General features: G+C 56.3%; 18 protein-coding genes. 15 read left to right on the plus strand and 3 right to left on the minus strand.

The features are described 5' to 3' along the window. Positions 1 to 51 precede the first annotated feature (51 nt). The 3 genes from scpB to tesB all read left to right on the plus strand — a co-directional run bounded on the left by scpB (position 52) and on the right by tesB (position 2,874). Positions 52 to 615 (plus strand): SMC-Scp complex subunit ScpB, encoded by a 564-nt coding sequence (scpB, locus tag CK910_RS12440; protein ID WP_098983395.1) that lies wholly within the window; start codon positions 52 to 54, stop codon positions 613 to 615. Positions 616 to 883: 268 nt separating this feature from the next. Beyond that, positions 884 to 1,807, plus strand: coding sequence for a 23S rRNA pseudouridine(2605) synthase RluB (gene rluB, locus CK910_RS12445; protein ID WP_043134216.1), 924 nt, complete (start codon positions 884 to 886; stop codon positions 1,805 to 1,807). Positions 1,808 to 2,010: 203 nt separating this feature from the next. Beyond that, positions 2,011 to 2,874, plus strand: coding sequence for an acyl-CoA thioesterase II (tesB, locus tag CK910_RS12450; protein ID WP_043556714.1), 864 nt, complete (start codon positions 2,011 to 2,013; stop codon positions 2,872 to 2,874). Between the two features lie 66 nt (positions 2,875 to 2,940). Here the strand turns inward: tesB and CK910_RS12455 are convergent, their stop codons facing one another. From CK910_RS12455 to CK910_RS12465, 3 genes are all read right to left on the minus strand, one after another. Next, positions 2,941 to 4,119, minus strand: a complete 1,179-nt coding sequence (locus tag CK910_RS12455; protein WP_098983400.1) for a dicarboxylate/amino acid:cation symporter — start codon at positions 4,117 to 4,119, stop codon at positions 2,941 to 2,943. 117 nt (positions 4,120 to 4,236) lie between these two features. Next, positions 4,237 to 4,836, minus strand: a complete 600-nt coding sequence (locus CK910_RS12460) for a class I SAM-dependent methyltransferase (protein WP_441296867.1) — start codon at positions 4,834 to 4,836, stop codon at positions 4,237 to 4,239. 315 nt (positions 4,837 to 5,151) lie between these two features. Then, positions 5,152 to 5,793 carry a TetR family transcriptional regulator gene (locus CK910_RS12465; protein WP_043556833.1) on the minus strand — a complete coding sequence of 214 codons (642 nt, stop codon included), beginning with the start codon at positions 5,791 to 5,793 and terminating at the stop codon, positions 5,152 to 5,154. 143 nt (positions 5,794 to 5,936) lie between these two features. Between CK910_RS12465 and CK910_RS12470 the strand changes: the two genes are divergently transcribed. The 12 genes from CK910_RS12470 to CK910_RS12525 all read left to right on the plus strand — a co-directional run bounded on the left by CK910_RS12470 (position 5,937) and on the right by CK910_RS12525 (position 19,904). Next, on the plus strand, positions 5,937 to 7,118 hold the full coding sequence (locus CK910_RS12470) for an efflux RND transporter periplasmic adaptor subunit (RefSeq protein WP_098983406.1): 1,182 nt from the start codon (positions 5,937 to 5,939) through the stop codon (positions 7,116 to 7,118). Between the two features lie 17 nt (positions 7,119 to 7,135). Next, positions 7,136 to 10,285, plus strand: coding sequence for an efflux RND transporter permease subunit (locus CK910_RS12475; protein ID WP_042870633.1), 3,150 nt, complete (start codon positions 7,136 to 7,138; stop codon positions 10,283 to 10,285). Then, complete coding sequence (locus CK910_RS12480; RefSeq protein WP_098983409.1) at positions 10,278 to 11,696, plus strand: efflux transporter outer membrane subunit; 1,419 nt, start codon at positions 10,278 to 10,280, stop codon at positions 11,694 to 11,696. The genes CK910_RS12475 and CK910_RS12480 overlap by 8 nt, the downstream gene beginning before the upstream one ends. Before the next feature lie 779 nt (positions 11,697 to 12,475). Next, positions 12,476 to 13,561 carry a dTDP-glucose 4,6-dehydratase gene (gene rfbB, locus CK910_RS12485; protein ID WP_098983412.1) on the plus strand — a complete coding sequence of 362 codons (1,086 nt, stop codon included), beginning with the start codon at positions 12,476 to 12,478 and terminating at the stop codon, positions 13,559 to 13,561. Further along, a complete protein-coding gene (gene rfbD / locus CK910_RS12490) occupies positions 13,561 to 14,448 on the plus strand; it encodes a dTDP-4-dehydrorhamnose reductase (protein WP_098983415.1) in 888 nt (295 codons plus the stop codon). Before rfbB ends, rfbD begins: the two co-directional genes overlap by 1 nt. Before the next feature lie 123 nt (positions 14,449 to 14,571). After that, a complete protein-coding gene (gene rfbA / locus CK910_RS12495) occupies positions 14,572 to 15,450 on the plus strand; it encodes a glucose-1-phosphate thymidylyltransferase RfbA (RefSeq protein WP_098983418.1) in 879 nt (292 codons plus the stop codon). 5 nt (positions 15,451 to 15,455) lie between these two features. Further along, positions 15,456 to 16,013, plus strand: a complete 558-nt coding sequence (gene rfbC / locus CK910_RS12500; RefSeq protein ID WP_098985072.1) for a dTDP-4-dehydrorhamnose 3,5-epimerase — start codon at positions 15,456 to 15,458, stop codon at positions 16,011 to 16,013. Continuing rightward, entirely contained in the window at positions 16,004 to 16,402 is a 399-nt protein-coding gene (locus CK910_RS12505) for a sugar 3,4-ketoisomerase (RefSeq protein WP_098983421.1), read from the plus strand. Before rfbC ends, CK910_RS12505 begins: the two co-directional genes overlap by 10 nt. Then, a complete protein-coding gene (locus CK910_RS12510; RefSeq protein WP_098983424.1) occupies positions 16,399 to 17,148 on the plus strand; it encodes an N-acetyltransferase in 750 nt (249 codons plus the stop codon). The genes CK910_RS12505 and CK910_RS12510 overlap by 4 nt, the downstream gene beginning before the upstream one ends. Beyond that, complete coding sequence (locus tag CK910_RS12515; RefSeq protein ID WP_098983427.1) at positions 17,141 to 17,548, plus strand: MaoC family dehydratase; 408 nt, start codon at positions 17,141 to 17,143, stop codon at positions 17,546 to 17,548. The genes CK910_RS12510 and CK910_RS12515 overlap by 8 nt, the downstream gene beginning before the upstream one ends. A gap of 5 nt (positions 17,549 to 17,553) precedes the next feature. Next, on the plus strand, positions 17,554 to 18,657 hold the full coding sequence (locus tag CK910_RS12520; protein ID WP_098983430.1) for a DegT/DnrJ/EryC1/StrS family aminotransferase: 1,104 nt from the start codon (positions 17,554 to 17,556) through the stop codon (positions 18,655 to 18,657). Continuing rightward, a complete protein-coding gene (locus CK910_RS12525; RefSeq protein WP_098983433.1) occupies positions 18,654 to 19,904 on the plus strand; it encodes an O-antigen translocase in 1,251 nt (416 codons plus the stop codon). Before CK910_RS12520 ends, CK910_RS12525 begins: the two co-directional genes overlap by 4 nt. Positions 19,905 to 19,910 lie beyond the last annotated feature (6 nt).

A 19,910-nucleotide genomic window follows, 5' to 3' on the forward strand; every position in this document is an offset into this window, starting at 1 on the left:
TGCCTCTCCCGTTGGCCGGCCAGCCTGACGCCATGAGCGGGGAGGGCAACCGTGGCGCTGCCCGCTGAACGGCTCAAGACGCTGGTCGAGGCCGCGATCTTCGTGGCCGGACGGCCATTAACCGTGAGCGAGCTGAAAAGCGGCGTGCTGGCGGATTACCCCGTCACCGGCCGCTATATTCAACTCTTGCTGGCAGAACTGCGGCAGGATTACAGCGAGCGGGGGGTGGAGCTCAAAGAGGTTGCCTCCGGCTGGCGCTTTCAGGCGCGCCAGGAGTATGCCGAGGAGCTCTCCAGGCTCTGGAGCGAGCGGGCACCCCGCTATTCCCGCGCCGTGATGGAGACGCTGACGCTGATTGCGTATCGGCAGCCCATCACCCGGGCCGAGATCGAAGCCATCCGCGGGGTGGCGGTGTCGAGCCAGATAGTGAATACCCTGAAAGAGCGTGGCTGGGTGCGCAGCGTCGGTCACAAGGAGGTGGTGGGTCGCCCCGAGCTGCTCGCCACCACCCGGGAATTTCTGGATTATTTTAATCTGCAGAGCCTGGATCAGCTCCCCGAGCTGGATCCTGAATTGCAACATCCCTTGCCCGGTTTGCCGGTCGAGGGCAGCTAGGCCCGGTTCCGGTCGCTGGCCTGTGCCGGCTGACCTGGCCTCTTGAACATCAGGGCGTGTCGGATGACCCATGCGGGATCCTGCACTGCCATCCCCTTGCCCGGCATGCCGGGCGAGGGCCGCGAGATCGGGTCCACTGTGCTGGCATGTGCCGGCTGACCCGATCTTTGAGTATTGAAGCGTGTCGGATTGCCCGTACTGGGTTCGACACAGTAATAACCGTTGCCCGTTATGCTGGCGGGCAGCGATCAACAATCAGGTAACCCCGATGAGTGAAAAACTGCAAAAAGTGTTGGCCCGCGCGGGTCACGGCTCCCGTCGTGAGATGGAGGCCCTGATCACCGCAGGTCGGGTCAGTGTGGATGGCAAGGTGGCCACACTGGGAGATCGCGTCGAAGTGAACGCCGTGATCCGTGTCGATGGCCATACGGTCAAGACCCGTGCCGAGGAAGAGATGATCTGCCGCGTGCTGGCGTATCACAAGCCCGAAGGGGAGATGTGTACCCGTCACGATCCGGAAGGTCGTCCCACCGTGTTCGATCGTCTGCCCAAGCTGGAGAGCGCCCGCTGGATCGCGGTAGGCCGTCTCGACGTCAACACCTCCGGCTTGCTGCTGTTCACCACTGACGGTGAGCTGGCCAACCGCCTGATGCACCCGAGCCACGAAGTGGAGCGTGAATACGCGGTGCGTGTGTTCGGCGAGATCACCGAAGCCATGCTGCAGCGCCTGCGCAAGGGGGTGCAGCTGGAAGATGGCATGGCCAAGTTCAACAAGATCAAACCGGCCGGCGGTGAAGGCCTGAACCAGTGGTTCAACGTCACCCTGACCGAGGGCCGCAACCGTGAAGTGCGCCGCCTGTGGGAATCCCAGGAAGTGCAGGTGAGCCGTCTGATGCGGGTGCGCTACGGCGACGTCACCCTGGATCGTGGCATCCCCCGCGGTGGCTGGCAGGAGCTGAAACTGCCGGAAGTGAACTACCTGCGCGGTCTGGTCAACATGCCGCCGGAGACCGAATCCAAGGTCGATCTGCAGCAGGATGGCAAGAGCACCCGTCACAAGCAGGCCGCCCAGATCCGTCGCGCCGTCAAGCGTCACAAGGACATGCAGGGCATGGAGCCGCGCGCCCGCAGCACCACGGCCCGCCGCAAGCCGACCTCCTCTACCCGCAACTCGGGTACCGGCAGCAAGTAAGCGTTGCGCTGAGCCTCATGGGTTCGCGCATGGAAAGGCCCGCCTCTCAGGCGGGCCTTTTTGTTGCTGCCGTCTGCCGTTTATTATTCCAATTCCTTCCTTGCTGAATTAAACCACCCGGCGGATCCACTGCGGGGGAGGGGCAAGGTTGCTCTGCCAGAGCGGGCTTGTTAGCCTTTGCGGCACTGATACAGGAGATAATAATGAGCAAGGTACTTGATGAGCTGCTGGCACTGCTGGCGCTCGAGAAAATCGAGGAGGGCCTGTTTCGGGGCCAGAGCCAGGATCTCGGTCTGCGGGCCGTGTTTGGCGGACAGGTAATGGGGCAGGCCTTGTCAGCCGCCAAACAGACGGTGGCCGCCGATCGTCAGGTGCACAGTTTCCACTCCTACTTCCTGCGCCCCGGTGATGCCAATCGTCCCATCATCTACGACGTGGAGAATATCCGTGACGGCCAGACCGTCTCCACCCGCCGGGTCAAGGCCATTCAGGGCGGCAAGCCCATCTTCTATCTCAACGCCTCCTTCCAGGTCGAGGCCGAGGGGTTCGAGCATCAGATCGCCATGCCGGCGGGGATCACCCCGCCCGAGCAGCTCAAGAGCGAGCTGGAGCTGGTGCGCCCCTACGAGCAGCAGATCCCGTCCGCCCTGCGCGACAAGATCATGTGCGAGAAGCCCATCGAAATTCGCCCCGTGACCCTGGTCGACCCGATCCGCCCCGATGTGCACGAGCCGCTGCGCCACGTCTGGTTCAGGGCCAACGGCCAGATGCCGGACGATCAGCGGGTCCATAAATACCTGCTGGCCTACGCCTCCGATTTCCACTTCCTGTTTACCGCCCTGCAGCCCCATGGCGTCTCGTACTGGGAGCCAGACATGCAGGTGGCCACCATAGATCACTCCATGTGGTTCCACCGGGACTTCCGGCTGGATGACTGGCTGCTCTACGTGGTGGACAGCCCGAGCGCCAGCGCAGGTCGCGGTCTGGTGCGCGGCCAGTTCTTCACCCGCGATGGGGTGCTGGTGGCGAGCACGGCGCAGGAGGGGGTGATCCGCCGGCGCGGTTGACCTCAGATGCCAGCCATAAAAAACGGGAGCCGATGGCTCCCGTTTTTTATGTGTTTGCTCGCCGTATCAGGCTGCGTCCTGCTCGGCGCCGAGGGCTGTCTCGCCGCGCTGGGCGAAGCGGTCGGCCCACAGGGCAATGACGCCGTCACCGGTGACGTTGCAGGCGGTGCCAAAGCTGTCCTGCGCCAGGTAGAGGGCGATCATCAGGGCGATGGAGGCCTCACCGAAGCCGAGCATGGAGGTGAGCAGGCCCAGGGCGGACATGACACCGCCACCCGGGGCACCCGGCGCGGCTATCATGATGACGCCCAGCATCATGATGAAGGGCAGCATGGTGTCTATGCCTGGAATGGCCAGGTGCTCGGAGAGGAACATCACCGCGGTTGCGCAGGTCACCAGCGTGATGGTGGAGCCACACAGGTGGATGGTGGCGCACAGGGGCACGGTGAAGTTGGCGATGTCGTCGCTCACCCCGTTGTTCTTGCTGGCCTGCAGGGCAACCGGGATGGTGGCGGCGCTGGACATGGTGCCGAGAGCGGTGAAGTAGGCGGGCAGCATGTTCTTGATGAGCATGGCGGGTGAGCGACCCAGCGCCAGACCCGTGCCGATGAACAGCACCGAGAGCCAGAGCCAGTGCATGACGATGGCCATTACCAGCACCACGCCGAAGGTCTTCAGGGTGGCGAAGACGGTGCCCTCGACCGTCATCTCGACGAAGACGCCGGCGATGTAGAAGGGCAGCAGCGGGATGATCACGCGGGCCAGCAGGCGGTCTATGATGTCGCGGCCCTGATCGGCGACGCGGCGCAGATCGGTGGCCTGGGTGGCGCTGATGCCGATGCCGAACACGAAGGCGGCGGCCAGGGCCGACATGACCCCGAACAGCGGTGGTATCTCCAGGTTGACGTAGGAGCTGAGCTTGATGGCGGCAGCAGCCGTGGGCTCGGCGGCGGTGGTCAGGCGCGGGATCAGGTTGCTGGCCACGGCAAAGGCGAACAGGCCCGCCAGTATGGTGGAGCAGTAAGAGAGGGCAACCGTCTTGCCCAGCAGCTTGCCGGAGTTCTTCGGCAGGCTGGCGATGCCGCTCATGATGAAGAACAGGATGATGAGCGGAATGGTGAAAGTGATCAGCTGACCTATGACTGTCTTGGCCGTAAACAGCACGCGTGCGACCCATTCGGGGGCGTAGAGACCGAGCAAGAGACCGGCCAGGATGCCGGCAACCAGTTTGAGGACAAGTTTCATAAGTAAATCCAGGTGTTAGTGTCTGATTTGTTATTTAATTTTGATTTTAATGCCGCTTTTTAACACAAAGTCCGCATCTTGTCTGCCATCACCTGGTTAACTCAGAGTTAAATATTGTTAGCTGGATGATGAATTGCGGGGGATGGGCCCCTTGAAGCGGCGACGGCGATATTGATGCCTGGTGGGGGCGAGCTCGGGGAGGCGGATCAACAGGGCATGCAGCCAGCGACCGTGCACGGCATCCTCGCTGCACCAGCTCTGATGCAGGTCAAATGGCAGGGTGGCGATCAGTTGTTGCAGGCGGGCCTCATCGAGCCGGGTCTGCAGCGGGTATTCGTCTTGTGAGGAGGCCACGGCGCAGCTGTGCTCACCCTCGTCATAAGGGAAGGAGCAGTAGAGCGGCGCCCGGGGTTTGAGCAGGCCGGCGAGATGCATCAGAGCGGGGGCAAGCTCTTCCTCGGCCAGGCAGGGCAGCGAGCCGCTGGCCCAGATGGCGTCAAAGGGCAAGGCGCTGTGCATCTGCTCGAGGCGGCAGACCCGGACAGGCTGGCCGCTGCGGCGCGAGGCCAGCTTCGCCTGGACCAAGCTGGCATCAAAGGCGGTGACCATGAGACCTTGCTGCCGGAAAAAGAGCAGATCCTCGCCCGCTCCGCAGCCCGCTTCCAGCAGATGGGCGCCTGCCGCCAGCTGTTTCAGAAAGCGCTGACGGGCTGACAGGGTGCCTGGATCCGCCACAGAAGGCAGACTGCAGGAGGCATCATGACTGGGCAGTGGCGATGCAGATGGCTGACCGGGGGAGGCATCATGATTGGGCAGTGGCGATGCAGATGGCTGACTGGGGGAGGCATCGTGGTCGGGCAGTGGAGATATGGACATGGCAGGCACCTTCTTTCGGGGGCGCTACTCTAGCAAATTTGGCGATGGGCTACCAAAGCGTCGTGCCGTGAACCTGTACTGCCAGGCTGGGGAGCGGTTCTGTGGTGGCGTGCAGGAAGCAAGGTGCGGGGCCAGCGGCGGGCTGGCCCTGGGCTATCAGGTGCGGCGGACGGCCGGGCCGGTTGGCAGGGCTATCAGGGCAAACAGGCTGTCGAGCAGGAAGTCGGCCTCCCGGGTCAGGTCGATGCGCTCCGGGAAGTGCAGCCAGTTGATGATGTAGCCATCCAGGGTGCAGTGCAGCAGGGTGGCGGCCCGCTGCAGATCCAGTCCCCGGGGCAGCTGGCCGAGGCGCACCGCATTGGCCAGGGTGGTCTCCAGATCCCGGAAGAAGTTGGCGGACTGGCTGCGCATGTGCTCGCGCAGCGAGATGGCTTCCCCTTCCAGCGACTCGAGATTGAACATGATGGTGAACATCTGCTGGTGGGCAGGATTGGTGCTGATCTTCACCAGCACCTCCTTGAGGAAGCTGCGCAGCTTGCCGAGGGGGTCCGGCTCCTGTTCGGCGACACAGGCGTCGAGCTGATGGGAGAGCGGTTGGCACAGCTCCTCCCACAGGGAGACGAACAGCTCCTCCTTGTTCTTGAAGTGCCAATAGATGGCGCCACGGGTCAGATCGGCGGCCCTGGCAATATCGGTCAGGCTGGTCTTGGCCAATCCTTGCGAACAGAACAGATTCAGGGCCGTACTCATGATGTGGCAGCGGGTCTGCTGCGCCTCTTCTTTGGTTCTTCTGGCCATCGACATCTGCGCCTTGTAAAAGTAAAAAAAGTCACTTACATACATTTATGAATGTATGTATATTGCCTCATCTTTCCGATTTTACCAACAGGGTCATATAAAACCTGTGGTTATTCATTGATTGACAGAGGCTCAGGTTCTTCATGCATAAACATATTCTCGCACGTTCGGTCGGCCTTGCCCTGCTGGCAAGCGGTCTGCTGACAGCTTGTGGCGAACAGGGCAGTGCCCAGCAAGGGCCGGGTGAGATGCCACCCGCCGCCGTGGATGTCGTCACCCTGCACACAATGCCGTTGCAGCTCACCTCGGAGCTGACCGGCCGCAGCGCCCCGCTGCGGGTCGCCGAGGTGCGTCCCCAGGTGAGCGGTATCATTCTCAAGCGCCTCTTTACCGAAGGCAGCGACGTCAAGGCCGGCCAACTGCTGTACCAGATAGACCCCGCCGTCTATCAGGCCAATGTGGCCAGTGCCAAGGCCAATCTGGCCAAGGCGCAGGCCAACGAGCAGAGCGCCCGCCTCAAGGCCAAGCGTTATGCCGAGCTGGTGAAGGTGAAGGCCATCAGCAGCCAGGAGTACGACGACGCCGATGCCGCCTGGAAGCAGCAGCTGGCCGAGATAGGTGCCGCCAAGGCCGCAGTGCAGAGCGCCAACATCAATCTGGCCTATACCCGCATCACGGCCCCCATCAGCGGTCGCATCGGCAAGTCTGCGGTGACCGAGGGTGCCCTGGTGACGGCCCAGCAGGCCGACAGCCTCACCTCCATCCAGCAGCTCGACCCCATGTATGTGGATGTGCGTCAGTCCACCGCCGATCTGCTGCGTCTCAAGCGTCAGGTCGCCGCCGGCAAGCTGACCCAGGGCCAGCAGGATGGCGCCAAGGTGCGCTTCCAGCTGGAAGATGGCAGCAGCTACAGCGAAGAGGGCTCGTTGCAGTTCTCCGACGTGACCGTGGATGAGACCACCGGCATGGTGACCCTGCGGGTGATAGTCCCCAACCCTCACCAGCTGTTGCTGCCCGGCATGTTCATGCGCGCCACCCTGCAAGAGGGTGAGCGGGCCGAGGGGCTGCTGGTGCCGCAAACTGCCGTGACCCGCACCCCGAAAGGTGGTGCCACCGTCATGGTGGTGACCGCGGACAACAAGGTCGAGCTGCGGGAAGTGCAGCTGAGCCGCATCGTCGGCAGCGACTGGGTGGTGGAATCCGGTCTCAAGACGGGCGAGCGGGTGATCGTCGCCGGTCTGCAAAAGGTAAAACCCGGGGTTGTCGTGGCGCCCACTGAACAGACTGCCACCGAGCTGTCTGCCCAGACCCCGGCCAACAAGTAGGATGGAGTAGTCGCCTCATGGCACGATTTTTCATAGACAGACCCATTTTCGCCTGGGTGATCGCCCTGGTGATCATGCTGGCGGGGAGCCTGGCCATCATAGGCCTGCCGATCGCCCAGTATCCCAGCATAGCGCCACCCGCCGTCGGCATCTCCGCCAGCTATCCGGGCGCCTCCGCCAAGACGGTGGAAGACTCGGTGACCCAGATCATCGAGCAGAACATGACGGGGCTGGATCACCTGCTCTACATGTCTTCCCAGTCTGATTCGTCCGGCAATGTGTCGGTGACCCTCACCTTCCAGGCCGGTACCGATCCCGATATCGCCCAGGTACAGGTGCAGAACAAGCTGCAGCAGGCGATGTCGTTGCTGCCGCAGGAAGTACAACAGCAGGGGATCCGGGTTCAGAAGACCTCCAGCAGCTTCCTGATGGTGGCGGCCTTCATCTCCAGCGATGGCTCCATGAACAACGATGACCTGGCCGACTACGTGGTGGCCAACATCAAGGAGCCGCTGAGCCGTCTGGACGGGGTCGGGGACATCACCTTGTTCGGCAGCCAGTACTCCATGCGGGTCTGGCTCGATCCGAACAAGCTCAACCGGGTACAGATGACCCCGATTGATGTGCAGACCGCCATCAAGGCGCAGAATGCCCAGGTGGCGTTCGGCAAGCTGGGCGGTACGCCTTCCGTGACCGATCAGCAGTTCACCGCCACCATCATGGGGCAGACCCGTCTCTCCAGCGTGGCCGAGTTCAACAATATCTTGCTGCGGGTGAATCAGGACGGCTCCAAGGTACGGCTGCAGGATGTGGCCCGGGTTGAGCTGGCGGGCGAAAACTACGACGCCGATGCGCTCTATAACGGCCAGTCCACCGCGGCTGTCGCCATCAAGCTGGCGACCGGTGCCAACGCGCTGGATACCGCCGAGAAGATCCGCGGCAAGCTGGATGAGCTCTCCGCCTACTTCCCGGCCAACATGGAAATCGTCTATCCGTACGACACCACGCCGTTCGTGAAGATCTCCATCGAGGAGGTGGCGCAGACCCTGATCGAGGCGATCTTCCTGGTGTTCTGCGTCATGTATCTGTTCCTGCAGAACTTCCGCGCCACCCTGATCCCGACCATAGCCGTGCCCGTGGTGCTGCTGGGGACCTTCGGCGTCATGTCGGCGTTTGGCTTCTCCATCAACACCCTGACCATGTTCGGTCTGGTGCTGGCCATAGGCCTGCTGGTGGATGACGCCATCGTGGTGGTGGAGAACGTGGAGCGGCTGATGAGCGAGGAGGATCTCTCCCCGCTGGAAGCGACCCGCAAGTCCATGACCCAGATCACGGGTGCCCTGGTGGGGATAGCCCTGGTGCTGTCCGCCGTGTTCGTGCCCATGGCCTTCTTCGGCGGCTCGACCGGTGCCATCTATCGCCAGTTCTCGCTCACCATAGTCTCGGCCATGGTGCTGTCGGTGCTGGTGGCCCTGATCCTGACCCCGGCGCTCTGCGCCACCCTGCTCAAGCCGATCAAGCACGGCGAGTTCGGTGCCCAGCGCGGCTTCTTCGGCTGGTTCAACCGGGCCTTCGATGCTGGCGCCAACCGTTACCAGAATGGCGTGCGCAAGGTGGTCAAGCAGGGGGTGCGTTACGGCATCATCTATGCCGCCATGCTGGCGGTGCTGGCCATCCTGTTCATGCGCATGCCCACCTCCTTCCTGCCGGAAGAGGATCAGGGGGTCATCATGTCCATGGTGCAACTGCCGGTCGGTGCTACCAAGCAGCGTACCGAGGTGGTGCTGGCGGACATGCGCGACTACTTCCTGAAGAACGAGAAGGATAACGTCGAGGCCGTGCTGACGGTGGCGGGCTTCAGCTTCGCCGGTAGTGGTCAGAACAGCGGCATGGCGTTTATCAAGCTGAAAGACTGGAAAGAGCGCGACACGCCGGAGCGCAGTGCCAATGCCATCATAGGCCGCGCCATGGGCTACCTGTTCAGCATCAAGGAAGCCCAGGTGTTTGCCTTCAACCTGCCTCCCATTCCTGAGCTCGGAACGGCCACCGGTTTTGACTTCTACCTGCAGGATCGCGGCGGGCTGGGGCACGAGAAGCTGATGGCGGCGCGCAACCAGCTGCTCGGCATGGCGGCGCAGGATCCCAACCTGGTGCGGGTGCGCCCGAACGGGATGGAAGATACACCGCAGCTCGACGTCAAGATCGACTACGAGAAGGCGCTGGCGCAGGGGCTCTCCATCAGCGACATCAACAACACGCTGGCGGCGGCCTGGGGCTCTTCCTACGTGAACGACTTCGTCGATCGCGGTCGGGTCAAGAAGGTCTACCTGCAGGCGGATGCGCCGTTCCGGATGAACCCGGAAGATCTCAAGCTCTGGTATGTGCGCAACAGCGCGGGCCAGATGGTGCCCTTCTCCGCCTTTGCCAGCACGGAGTGGAGCTTTGGCTCGCCCCGTCTGGAACGCTACAACGGTGTCTCCGCCATGGAGATAGTGGGTGAAGCTGCGCCCGGCAAGAGTACCGGTGATGCCATGGCGGCCATAGAGCAGATGGTGAAACAGCTGCCGGAAGGCATCGGTATCGAGTGGACAGGTCTCTCCCTGCAGGAGCGCCAGGCGGGCTCCCAGGCGCCGGCCTTGTACGCCATCTCCCTGCTGGTGGTATTCCTCTGTCTGGCGGCCCTGTACGAGAGCTGGAGCATTCCCTTCTCGGTGATGCTGGTAGTGCCGCTCGGGGTGTTGGGTGCCATTCTGGCGGCGACCATGCGCGGGCTGGAGAACGACGTCTACTTCCAGGTGGGCTTGCTCACCACCATAGGGCTGTCGGCCAAGAACGCGATCCTGATCGTCGAATTTGCCAAGGAGCTGTATGACAAGGGGATGGGCGTCAGCGAAGCCGTGGTGGAGGCAGCCCGGTTGCGGTTGCGTCCGATCCTGATGACCTCGCTCGCCTTCATCCTCGGCGTGCTGCCGCTGGCCATCAGCTCGGGCGCGGGTGCCAGCAGCCGCAACGCCATAGGTACAGGCGTGATGGGGGGCATGATCAGCGCGACCGTGCTGGCCATCTTCTTCGTGCCGCTGTTCTTCGTGCTGGTGACGCGCTACTTCACCAAACACAGTACACGGGAAGAGCGAGCTGCCCTTGCCAAGGAGACTCATCATGACTAAGACGATCGTCGCCTTGAGCGTGACACTGCTGCTGGGGGCCTGTTCCATGGCCCCCGACTATCAAAGACCCGCGCTGCCGCAAGGCGCCTCCTGGCAGAGCAATCAGGTGGAAGGGGAGGCGGTTGCCTCCCCCTGGCAGCAGCAGTTCCTCGATCCGGCCCTGCAGAAACTGATCGCCACGGCGCTGGAGAACAACCGGGATCTGCGTATCGCGGCCCTCAACGTCGAGGCCTATGAGGCCAGATACCACATCCAGCGGGCGGCCCAGTTGCCGACCCTGGCGGCGAATGGCTCAGGCACCCGCCAGCAGGGATCCGATGATCTCAGCAGCACGGGGCAGGGGACTATCAGCAGCCAGTACGATGCCAACATCGGCATCACAGCCTATGAGCTGGACCTGTTCGGCCGGATCCAGAGCCTGAAGGATCAGGCGCTGGAGACCTATCTTGGTCAGATCGAGACCCAGCGCAGCACCCAGATTGCGCTGGTCGCCTCGGTGGCCAACGCCTATCTCACTCTGCTGGCGGATCAGGAGTTGCTGGCGCTGAGCGAGGCAACTCTGTCGACCGAGCAGGAGAGCTATGGCCTGACCGAGCACAAGTATCGCCTGGGCTCGGCCTCCGAGATGGAGCTGGCGCAGGGGCGTACCGCGCTGGAGAGTGCCCGGGTCAGCCTGGCCCAGTACCAGCGCCAGGTGAAGCAGGACAGAAATGGCCTGGCCCTGCTGCTTGGCAGCCAGGTACCGGCACTGGACGGTCAGCCGGCGAGCCTGGCCGAGGTGCAACTGGCGGCAATCCCGGTCGGCGCACCTTCCAGCCTGCTGCAGCAGCGCCCGGATATTCTGGCCGCCGAGCACAGTCTGAAGGCGGCCAATGCCAATATAGGTGCGGCGCGCGCGGCCTTCTTCCCCTCCATCTCGCTCACCGCGACGGCGGGCACTGCCAGCAATCAGCTGAGTGGCCTGTTTGATGGCGGGACCGGGACCTGGTCGTTTATCCCCCAGATCAACCTGCCCATCTTCGATGGCGGCAAGCGCATGGCCGATCTCGACGTGGCCGAGGTGAGCACCAGGCAGGCGGTGGCCAGCTACGAGAAGAGCATCCAGACCGCCTTCAAGGAGGTTGCGGATACGCTCGGCACCCAGGCTGACTACCAGCAGCAGTTGCAGGCGCAGCAGGCACTGGTCGAGGCTAACCAGACCTACTTCAAGCTGGCGGAGTTCCGCTATGAGCAAGGAGTGGACAGCTACCTGACCAGGCTCGATGCCCAGCGTTCGTTGTTCAGTGCCAAGCAGGGACTGATTAGCACCCGTCTGGCCCAGCTGACCAACCAGGTGGCGCTTTACAAGGCCGTGGGTGGTGGTTGGCAAGCCCCTGACGCAAGCACGACGGCGAGTGTTCAGCAGCAGTAGCCATCACCTCCTAGCTTGCGTTATCGTATAGCCACAGGGCGAACCATCCGGTTCGCCCTGTTTGTTTTCAGCAAAAACATACACATATGAAACCTTGATGACATAATACGTCGTGCGGGTGTTGCCGCTGCCAAGTGCCGAGTGGGCAGGAACGCCGGCAAGCAAGGTAAATGGATCTGTAGTCGTTACTGTAAAAACGATGGCACACTTGCCATAAACCCCGAGGTACGGATCGACATCATGACCTGAATTAGTGCTAACGTTCCGTTTGCCATTAGTTTTACTTCAGTATTGATGGGACCAAGGCTAAGGTGGGTAACTTATGAATCCGATCTGTAGGCTGAAGCAGGACATTTCCTACCAGGGTTCACCCTGGTTGATTAACGAACAGATGGCAGATCCGACACTTTTAGGAGTGCTGTTTTGACTGTTCAAGCTGCCGGGAAAGGCGCTAGAATCCAGACTTTGCCCTAGTGGTACTGTGATATTGCACGGCTGCTTCTGGCAAGACCGCCAGACTGAATTTGTAAAACAAATCGAGATCTTGTCATCAGGGACGGTGGCAGACTTATCCCACGCTGGAGGGCATCATGGCCAACAGCAGACACAATCTGGTTAAAAGCAGCAAACTGGGGGCTGTAACTCAGGGGCGGTAGCCAATGTGATTTTCCTGATTAACGTGAGATATCTGCCTGTCGGACAGACTCAGTTTTGCCTTCATCCTTTTTTTCGCTAGCTGAAAAAAACAATTTTTTCTATTAATTTTCAAGAGCATACCTATGAAAATCCTTGTCACTGGTGGCGCTGGCTTTATCGGCTCGGCGGTTGTTCGTCATATCATTGGGCATACCCAGGATTCAGTCATCAACCTCGATAAACTCACTTATGCAGGTAACCTGGAATCGCTGGCTGATGTGGCAGCGAGTGCTCGCTATGCCTTTGAACAGGTGGATATCTGCAACCGTGGCGAACTGGATCGGGTGTTTGCTCTGCATCAACCGGATGCCGTGATGCACCTGGCGGCCGAGAGCCATGTCGATCGCTCCATCACAGGGCCCGCTGATTTCATCGAGACCAATATCGTCGGCACCTATGTGTTGCTGGAAGCCGCCCGCGCCTATTGGAACGATCTGGACGAGACGCGCAAAGCGGCTTTCCGCTTCCATCATATCTCCACCGATGAGGTGTATGGCGATCTACCCCACCCGGATGAGGTGAGTGCCGGTGAGGCGCTGCCGCTCTTTACCGAAACCACCCCCTATGCCCCCAGCAGTCCCTATTCTGCCTCCAAGGCATCCAGCGACCACCTGGTGCGCGCCTGGCGCCGTACTTACGGTCTGCCGACCATAGTCACCAACTGCTCCAACAACTACGGCCCTTATCACTTCCCCGAGAAGTTGATCCCGCTGGTGATCCTCAACGCCCTAGATGGCAAGCCGCTGCCTGTCTATGGCAAGGGCGACCAGATCCGTGACTGGCTCTATGTGGAAGATCACGCGCGCGCACTCTACAAGGTGGTGACCACCGGTGTGGTGGGGGAGACCTATAACATTGGCGGTCACAACGAGAAGCAGAACCTGGACGTGGTGCATACCGTGTGTGATCTGCTCGATGATATGGTGCCCAAGGCCGGGTCTTATCGCGATCAAATCACCTATGTGGCGGATCGTCCCGGTCACGATCGCCGCTATGCCATCGATGCCAGCAAGATGAGTGCCGAGCTTGATTGGCAGCCGCAAGAGACCTTCGAATCCGGTATCCGCAAGACGGTACAGTGGTATCTGGATAACCAGCAGTGGGTGAACAACGTCAAGAGTGGTGCTTACCAATCCTGGATTGAACAGAACTACGGGGAACGTGCCTGATGCATATCCTGCTGTTTGGTAAAAATGGCCAGGTAGGTTGGGAGCTGCAGCGTGCACTGGCTCCGCTGGGGCATATTACCGCCGTCGATTTTGATTCTGCGGATTATTGTGGCGATTTCAGCAATCCGGCGGGCGTGGCTGAAACGGTACGGCTGGTCAAGCCGGATGTGATTGTCAATGCGGCTGCCCATACGGCAGTCGACAAGGCGGAGAGTGAGCGGGAGTTTGCCGAACTGCTTAATGCTACCAGTGTGGCCGCCATCGCCAAAGAAGCCGAGGCCTTGGGTGCCTGGCTGGTGCACTACTCTACCGACTACGTATTCGATGGCAGTGGTGAGCGTCCCTGGCTCGAGAGTGATCAGACTGCACCGCTCAACGTCTATGGTGAGACCAAGCTGGCGGGGGAACAGGCGGCAGCGCTTTGTACTCGCCATCTTATCTTCCGGACCAGCTGGGTCTACGCCGCCCGCGGCGCTAACTTCGCCAAGACCATGCTACGCGTTGGCAAGGAGCGCAGCGAGATGTCGGTCATCAATGACCAGTTTGGTGCGCCGACCGGCGCCGAGTTACTGGCTGATTGTACGGCCCATGCCATTCGGGTTGCGCAACGCAAGCCGGAAGTCGCTGGGCTCTACCATCTGATCGCCTCTGGCACCACCACCTGGTTTGATTATGCCCAGCGGGTGTTTGCCAAAGCCCGAGAGGCAGGGATTGAACTGGCGGTCACGCAACTCAATGCGGTGCCGACCAGTGCCTTCCCGACCCCAGCCAGACGGCCCCATAACTCGCGCCTCAATACCAGCAAGTTTCAGCGTACCTTTGATCTGGTACTGCCGGACTGGACAGTGGGCGTCGAGCGAATGCTAACCGAGATCCTCGGCAAATAAATATGATGGCCAGCGGTGTTAATCAATACATCGCCGGCCGACAGGGATAAAATGCAAACTGAGTGGCGTTTGGACACACTCTTTTTGATGGTGACATCATTCAATTATAAGAAATGAAGCATGATGATAAAACGTAAAGGTATTATTCTGGCCGGTGGGTCAGGCACTCGTCTCTACCCCGTCACCATGGCTGTCAGCAAGCAACTGCTGCCCATCTATGACAAGCCGATGATCTATTACCCGCTCAGCACCCTGATGCTGGCAGGGATCCGCGATATCTTGATCATCAGTACACCGCAAGATACTCCCCGTTTTGAACAACTGCTGGGTGATGGCAGCCAATGGGGTTTGAACCTGCAATACAAGGTGCAACCAAGCCCGGATGGATTGGCCCAAGCCTTTATTCTGGGTGAAGAGTTTATCGGTAACGACGACTGTGCGTTGGTGCTGGGTGACAACATCTTCTACGGTCACGATTTGCAGAAACAGCTGGAAGGCGCGGCGGCCAAATCCAGTGGCGCCACCGTGTTTGCCTATCACGTTCATGATCCAGAGCGTTATGGTGTAGTGGAATTTGATGATGATGGGCTTGCCATTTCTCTGGAAGAAAAACCGCAAGAGCCGAAGAGTAACTATGCTGTGACTGGCCTCTATTTCTATGACAACAGCGTGGTGAAGATAGCCAAGAGTCTGAAACCATCTCCACGTGGTGAACTGGAAATCACAGACGTTAACCGCATCTATCTTGAACAAGGTAATCTGTCGGTAGCCATGATGGGTCGTGGTTATGCCTGGCTCGACACCGGTACTCATGAGAGCCTGATTGAGGCGAGCAACTTTATTCAGACCATTGAAACCAGGCAGGGATTAAAGGTTTCTTGCCCGGAAGAAATTGCCTATCGAAAAGGGTTTATTGACGCGGAACAGATCAGGAATTTGGCTGCGCCGCTTGCCAAAAATGCATACGGTCAGTACTTGCTCAAGATGATCAAAGGGAAATAATGTCCATGAAGGGTATTCAAACTGAAATTCCTGAGGTTTTGCTCTTTGAACCTAAGGTGTTTGGCGATGAGCGTGGCTTTTTCTTTGAAAGTTTCAACCATCTACAGTTTGAGAAGGCTGTAGGGTATCCAGTCACATTTGTACAAGATAATCACTCCAAATCGAGTCAAGGCGTTTTGCGTGGGTTGCATTATCAGGCTGCTCCCCATGCTCAAGGTAAACTGGTACGTTGTATTTCCGGTGAAGTATTTGATGTCGCGGTAGATATCCGTCTTGGTTCCTCAAGTTTTGGGCAGTGGGTTGGTGTGCACCTATCAGCCGAAAATAAAAGACAGTTATGGATACCGGCAGGGTTTGCTCATGGCTTTGTAACTTTAAGCGAAACAGCAGAGTTTTTGTATAAAACAACAGATTATTATCATCCTGAAAGCGAGGGTGCTATTAGTTGGAATGACACTGATTTAAATATTTCATGGCCAGTATCAAATATAAAGTTATCGAAAAAAGATCAGGTAGCACTGCCACTATCAAGCTATGTTGAGGCAATGAATCTATGCAAGTGAAATTAATCCCGCTGCAAACACATGGCGATGAACGTGGTTCATTAGTAGCACTGGAAGAGGGAAAAAATATTCCCTTTGAGATCAAACGTGTTTATTACATGTTCAAGACAAACCAAGGGGTGAGACGTGGCTTTCACGCCCATCGGACGTTGAAACAGGTTGCAATAGCAGTCCGTGGGTCTTGTCGCTTTTTGCTTGATGATGGTCGTGAGCGAGTTGAGATCTTACTGGATAATCCGGCTCAGGGACTTCTTATTGAGTCATTTATGTGGCGCGAAATGTATGATTTTTCTGATGACTGTGTACTGATGGTCCTGGCAGACCAGCTATATGATGAAAATGATTATGTACGAGATTATCAGGTGTTTATAGAGGCATCAAAGAAATGATTCACCCAACATCTATTATTTCTGATAAGGCCGTGCTTGGTAACAATGTTACAATCGGCGCATACACAATTATTTATGATAATGTTTTGATCGAAGATGACACTATCATTGAGGCATTTTGTGAGATCGGGGTTAGTAATAGTCTATCTGGTGGTGAGCGACTACATATAGGCAAAAAATCGCATATTCGTTCTCATAGTATATTCTATGAAGGGTCTGTTTTTGGACCAGCATTAGTGACTGGTCATCGAGTGACTGTTCGCGAGAAAACCATTGCTGGAAAAAACCTGCAAATAGGTACTCTTTCTGATATTCAAGGTCATTGTCATATCGGTGACTATGTTAGAACACACAGTAATGTACATATAGGTCAGCATAGTAAAATTGGTAATTTTGTATGGATATTTCCATATGTTGTGCTCACTAATGATCCCCATCCGCCAAGCAATGTAATGCAAGGCGTGACAGTGAGTGACTATGCAGTTATTGCAACAATGTCAGTTATCTTGCCAGGTGCTTATATTGCGGAAGGTTGTTTGATCGGTGCTCATTCATCTCTTTCTGGGATAACTGAAGTTGATACTATTTACGCAGGAACTCCGGCAAAAGCAGTTGGTGCTACATCTAAATTAAAGTTAAAGGATGGCTCCAGAAAACCGGCTTATCCATGGAGAACTCATTTTACTCGTGGTTATCCTGAGGATGTGGTTCAACAGTGGGTGAAGGAGTTTTCACAAGATGTATAAATTAGAAGAAATTAAAATAGGTATGAGTGAGTCATACTCTCAAACGATTACCGATGCCGATGTAAAAGATTTTTCAGGGATATCTGGGGATAAAAACCCAGTACATATGGATGACGAATACGCAAAAGAATCTAGATTTGGCAAGCGAATTGCGCATGGAATGTTAAGTTCTAGCTTTTTTTCTGCACTATTTGGTACTAAATTGCCCGGTCAGGGGTGTGTGTACGTTGCGCAAAGCTTGAAATTTAGAAAGCCTGTATATATTGGCGATACTGTTACCGCCACAGTAGAAGTCACGTCCATTGATATAGATAAGCGCAGAGTTTTTTTTGATACCTATTGCAAAGTAGGAAAATCAAAAGTAATTACTGGTGTTGCAGAAATTTATATTCCAGAGTGAGAAAAATGATTAACTTCCTCGATCTTAAAAATGTGAACTCTCGTTATCAGCAAGAATTGAAAGAGGCATGTGCTCGTGTCATCGATTCTGGTTGGTATATTATGGGTAATGAACTCTCTCAGTTTGAAACCGAGTTTTCAGACTACTGTGGCGTAAAACATGTTCTGGGCGTCGCAAATGGCTTGGATGCACTTATTCTCGTTCTGGATGCTTGGAAAGAGCAGGGTAAGTTGAAGGCCGGTGATGAAGTTATTGTTCAGGCAAATACCTATATTGCATCTGTTCTCGCCATCACTCAGAATGACTTGATTCCAGTATTAGTTGAACCTAATCCAAACACTTACAATTTATGTCCAGAAATAGTCCGTGCGGCTATTACGAAAAAAACTAAAGCCATTTTGCCAGTCCATCTTTATGGCCAGCTTTCTCCAATGCGTGAGATTATGAATATTGCGAAAGAGCATAATCTGCTGGTGCTCGAAGATTGCGCCCAAGCCCATGGAGCCATGATTGATGGGCGTAAGGCCGGTAACTGGGGTGATGCAGCCGCATTCAGCTTCTACCCGGGTAAAAACTTGGGCGCCTTGGGGGATGCTGGTGCCATTGCTACCAATGATGACTCTTTAGCTGAGGTTGTATGTGCATTGCGTAACTATGGTTCCCATAAAAAATATGAAAATCTATATCAAGGGGTAAATAGCCGTTTGGATGAAATTCAGGCAGCCATGCTAAGGGTAAAGCTTGGTTATCTGGAGAGCGATACCAAACGGCGCCAAGAAATCGCTGCACGTTACTGTACTGAAATTACTCATCCAGCAGTTCAATTACCTATTTTTGATAATCCAGAAAGTCATGTATGGCATCTTTTTGTCGTCCAAAGTGCTACTCGTGAGGCACTACAATCACATTTACAGTCCTGTGATATCCAAACCCTTATTCATTATCCCATACCACCTCACAAGCAAAAAGCATATAACACATTTAACCATATGACGTTACCGGTGACAGAGCTGTTACATAGGCAAGTTTTATCTCTGCCGATGGATCCCACAATGTCTGAAGAGGCTGTGACTCGAGTCATTGCTGCGGTGAATGGATTTACTGAATGAGACGTTTGTTAACAGTAACAGCATTTACAGCATTGTTAACCCTGCTGAGAATGGTTGCTGGGTTTATTATTGCCAAGGTGGTGGCCGTGTATACCGGCCCCACCGGTATGGCTATGCTGGGACAAGTTCAAAGCATGGTGGGCATGTTAAATGGTCTGGTTACTGCTCCCGCAGGAAATGGCGTTGTGCGGTTTACCGCAGAACATCAAGCTAATGGTTATGAGGCATGTGCACCTTGGTGGAAGGCTGCCATTCAGTGGATTGGTATATTATTATGTGTAGTCATTCCATTAGGTTTTTTACTGGCTAAGCCCCTGTCTATATGGCTTTTCGGTAATCCTGATTATATTTGGTTAGTCGTTATATCTTGTTGTGTACTTCCCTTTTCCGCAGCGAATACATTAATAGCTTCAGTTATTAATGGTCAGCAGCAGTATCGGCGTTACGTCATGGCGGGCATGATTTCAGTATGTGTGGCGACTGTAGTCATGATCGGATTGATACTGCAGTCCAATCTACATGGCGCATTAATCGCTGCTGCTATAAATAGCAGCATTTCAGGCCTGGTTATGCTAATTATATCCCTGCGGCAACCTTGGTTTAAAGCACGTTACTGGTGGGGTAAAACTGAGCATGCACACCGCAAGGCGATAGGCGGTTATGTGCTGATGGCCGTGACGTCTGCTCTGACAGCCCCTGTAGCGTTGATTTTAATTAGAAACATTCTGGTGGCTAATGTTGGTTGGGAGGTTGCTGGTTATTGGCAGGCTGTGTGGAAAATATCGGAAGCATATTTAGCTGTAATTACTATGGCTCTTGGTACTTACTATTTACCTAGATTGTCGTCACTAAATAACGTGGCAGCCATCAAGGCTGAAATTATTGGTACAGCTAGAATTATTATGCCACTGGTTGCTATTAGTGCGGGGGGGGTTTATCTCTTTAGAGATATAGCAATATCTCTTTTATTTACATCAAGTTTTTCACCTGCACGTGAACTTTTTTCTATTCAACTCGTTGGTGATGTAATAAAGATTGCAAGCTGGCTTGTTGCATATCCTATGTTATCTCGTGGTGCAGTGAAATGGTTTGTTAGTACAGAAATAATATTTTCGCTGTCATTTGTGCTTCTATCTTGGTTATTTATTGTTAGCGTTGGAGTTAACGGCGTCAACATCGCATATGCCTTAAATTATGCATTATATTTTTTATTTTTTGTCATAAATTTTAATAAAATAGCTAAATAAGGCAGT

It is taken from the genome of Aeromonas sp. CA23, assembly GCF_002587065.1.
Classification (GTDB): domain Bacteria; phylum Pseudomonadota; class Gammaproteobacteria; order Enterobacterales; family Aeromonadaceae; genus Aeromonas; species Aeromonas bestiarum.